Source organism: Streptomyces sp. NPDC090798 (assembly GCF_044768965.1).
In the GTDB taxonomy this organism is placed as follows: domain Bacteria; phylum Actinomycetota; class Actinomycetes; order Streptomycetales; family Streptomycetaceae; genus Streptomyces.
Genome location: NZ_JBIVXA010000059.1, coordinates 1 through 3,395 on the forward strand (window position 1 = coordinate 1; position 3,395 = coordinate 3,395).

Sequence of the window (3,395 nt, forward strand, 5' to 3'; positions counted from 1 at the left end):
GTCAGCCGCATCCGGTCGGTGCTCGGCGCGGAGGTGAGCATCCGGTCGCTCTTCGAGGCGCCGACCGTCGCCGGACTCGCCGACCGCCTCGACGAGGGTGGTCGAGTGCGGGAGCGGCTGGGTGTGCGGGCGCGGCCGGAGGTGCTTCCGGTGTCGTTCGCGCAGCGCCGGTTGTGGTTCCTGGGCCAGCTGGAAGGCGTATCGGTCACCTACAACATCCCCCTCGCTCTGCGGCTGACCGGGGCGCTGGACGTGGAGGCCCTGCGTGCGGCGCTCGCGGATGTGGCGGACCGGCACGAGAGCCTGCGGACGGTGTTCCGGCAGAGCGCGGACGGCCGGCCGAGTCAGCTCGTCCTGGATCCGAGCGTGGGTGCTCCCGAGGTCCGTGTCGAGTCGGTGTCCTCGGATGAGGTGGCTTCGGCCGTGGCCCGCATTGTGGGTACCGGGTTCGACCTGGAACGGGATCTGCCGTGGCGGGTGACGCTGCTCGATGTGGACTCGGCCGATGTGGGCTCGGTCGGTGAGTGGGTTCTGGTGGTGGTCGTCCATCACATCGCGGCTGACGGCTGGTCGCTGGCTCCGCTCGCCAGGGACCTGTCGGAGGCGTACGCGGCCCGGTGCCGGGGCGCCGCACCGGCGTGGGACGCGCTGCCGGTGCAGTACGCGGACTACACGCTCTGGCAGCGCGACGTCCTGGGCGACGAGGACGACCCCGAGAGTGTGATCGCCGGTCAGGTCGCCTTCTGGCAGGATGCCCTGTCCGGGATTCCCGAGCAGTTGGAGCTGCCGGTCGACTTTCCGCGTCCGGCGGTTGCCTCGCATGAGGGTGGTTCGGTCGGGCTCCGTGTGCCGGCGGAGGTGCATACCCGGCTGGTGGAGCTGTCCCGCTCCTGCGGGGCGAGCGTCTTCATGACCGTACAGGCGGCGCTGGCGGTGCTGCTGTCGAAGATGGGCGCCGGCGAGGACATCCCGATCGGGACCCCGATCGCGGGACGCACCGACGACGCCCTCGACGACCTCGTCGGGTGTTTTCTGAACACCCTGGTCCTGCGCACCGATCTGTCGGGCGACCCGACCTTCCGGCAGGTCGTCGAGCAGGCCCGTGAGACCGACCTGGCAGCCTTCGCACACCAGGACGTGCCGTTCGAGCGGCTGGTGGAGGTCCTCAACCCGGCCCGTTCCATGGCCCGGCACCCCCTCTTCCAGGTCATGCTCACCTTCCACAACAACGCGCAGCCCGAACTCGACCTCCCCGGCATCCAGGCCACACCGGAACCCCTGCACAGTACGGCCGCGAAGTTCGACCTGTCCGTCAGCCTGGGGGAAGTCCACGACGCGGACGGAACCCCCGGCGGCCTGCTGGGACAGCTGGAATACCGCACGGATCTGTTCGCGGCGGAGACCGTCCGGAGCCTCGCGGACCGCCTCGTACGCGTCCTGGAGACAGCCGTCGCGGAGCCCGATCGCGCGATCCGCGAGATCGACGTGCTCGGTGCGGACGAGCGCGAGCGGATCCTGACCGCGTGGAACGACACTGCCCACGAGGTTCCGAACGCGACGGTGCCCGAGCTGTTCCAGGCGCAGGTGTCACGCACCCCTGACGCCGTTGCCGTGATCAGTGGCGGCGTCGAGCTCACCTACTCCCAGCTCGACGCGCGAGTGAGCCGGCTCGCGGAGAAGCTGATCGGGCTCGGGGTGGACCGGGAGCGCCTGGTCGGCCTGTGTCTTCCTCGTGGCGTGGACATGGTTGTGGCGCTCCTCGCAGTGTGGCGCGCGGGCGGTGCCTACGTGCCCTTGGACCCGGAGTACCCGGCCGAACGTCTCGGCTACATGGTGGCCGACAGCGGCGCGGTGGTGGTGCTGGGAACCCCCGACACCGTGAAGGGCGTGCCGCTGGACTCGGCGCACGTCCTGCTGCTCGAAGAATTCGACGGCGGCGGTGCAGCCGGACCCGGTCTGCCCCGTGTCGCAGTCGACCCGGACCAGCTTGCCTACGTGATCTACACGTCGGGTTCGACCGGGCGCCCGAAGGGTGTCGCCATTCCCCACCGGGGCGTGGCCAACCTGGCAGAAGTCATGCGCCCGGTGCTCGGCGTCCGCGAAGGCGCAGTGGCCTTGCAGTTCGCCTCCTTCAGCTTCGACGCGTCCGTGCTGGACGTCGCCGTCACCCTCGCGGCCGGCGCGACCCTCGCCATTGCGTCGACCTCCGAGCGGTCGGAGCCTGAGGCACTGGCAGCGATGATCAAGCAGTCGGGTGTGAACGTGGCAAGCGTCGTTCCTTCGCTGCTCGGTGTGCTCGACCCTGGGGCCGTCTCCGGCGTGGGGAACTGGGTCCTCGGCGCCGAACTGCTGACAGCGGACCTGGCGAGCCGGTGGACGGCCGGCGCACGGATGTGGAACACCTACGGTCCGACCGAGGCCACGGTCATCACCACGGCCGTCGAGCTGGAGAGGGACATCAGGCCCGAGGACCAGCCGCCGCCGATCGGACGGCCACTCGGGAACGCCCGGGTGTATGTGTTGGATTCGGGTTTGTCGCCGGTTCCGGTGGGTGTTGCGGGTGAGTTGTATATCGCGGGTGCGCAGTTGGCTCGGGGTTATGTGGGTCGTGCGGGGTTGACGGCTGAGCGGTTTGTCGCGGATCCGTTTGGGGTGGTTCCTGGTTCGCGGATGTATCGGACTGGGGATGTGGTGCGGTGGTCTGCGGATGGTGTGCTGGAGTTCGTGGGGCGTGCGGATGGGCAGGTGAAGATTCGGGGTTTCCGTATCGAGCCGGGTGAGATCCAGGCCGTACTGGCCGGTCATGAACAAGTGAGCCAGGTCGCCGTCGTCGTACGGGAGGACCGTCCGGGCGACAAGCGGTTGGTGGCGTATGTCGTGCCGGCGGCCGGCGTGGGCTCGGGTTCGGGCATGGCCGCGGTGGATGTGGCTGTGTTGCGTGGGTTTGTGGCGGAGCGGTTGCCGGATTACATGGTGCCGTCGGCTTTCGTCACGCTCGACGTCCTGCCGTTGACGCCGAATGGGAAGTTGGACCGGCGTGTTTTGCCGGTGCCGGAGTATGTATCGGGTGTTTCTGGTCGGGCTCCGCGGACTCCGTGTGAGGAGGTGTTGTGCGGGTTGTTTGCCGGGGTTTTGGGTGTGGATTCGGTGTCGGTTGATGACGGGTTTTTTGAGCTGGGTGGCGACAGTATTTTGTCGATTCAGTTGGTGGCGCGTGCGCGGGGTGTGGGGTTGGTGTTTTCGCCGCGTGATGTGTTTGAGCGTAAGACGGTGGCGGGTCTTGCGTTGGTGGTGGGTGTGTCGGCGGGTTCGGCGGGTTCGGTGGTGGTTGAGGCTGAGGGTGCTGGTGTGGGTGTGGTGCCGTTGACGCCGGTGATGCATCAGGTGCGGGAGCG

1 protein-coding gene is annotated in these 3,395 nt (G+C 68.5%); it reads left to right on the forward strand.

Features of this window, described 5'->3' with window-relative positions; all coding sequences use genetic code 11:
* Nucleotides 1–3,395, forward strand: a 3,395-nt coding sequence (locus tag ACIQTP_RS46910) for an amino acid adenylation domain-containing protein (protein WP_403412367.1), incomplete at both ends; no start/stop codon positions are given.